General features: G+C 27.8%; 1 protein-coding gene. It reads right to left on the reverse strand.

Annotated features, from left to right (window positions below):
• Nucleotides 1-334 (reverse strand): hypothetical protein (locus tag H4O21_RS28675; RefSeq protein ID WP_220495900.1); only part of this gene is annotated, 334 nt, incomplete at both ends.

The following is a 334-nucleotide window of genomic DNA, read 5'->3' on the forward strand; positions in this document are numbered from 1 at the left end:
ATATACTCCTCTAAACCATGTATTTTTACTGCCAACTGTTCATTATTTGATTTCAAATAAGATAAATCAGTCGCTTTTTTCTTTATTGTCTTAAGTTTACTTCTATGTTTGCCATATAGAAATAAATAGATAAGGCTTACGACTATTACAAGACCTAACAAAAAGAATACTATTCTAATTACCAATGCTTTGTCTTTTTTCTGATCATGCAATTCAGATTCTGCATCTAGCAAATTCTTATTGATGTCAAAACTCGCATCGACATTATTTATGAAAAGTTTATCTTCATAATTTACTAAGGAGTCAATATATATTGTGAACTTTTCCAAATCAT

The organism is Oceanospirillum sediminis, from assembly GCF_014164585.1.
GTDB lineage: Bacteria > Pseudomonadota > Gammaproteobacteria > Pseudomonadales > Halomonadaceae > Oceanospirillum > Oceanospirillum sediminis.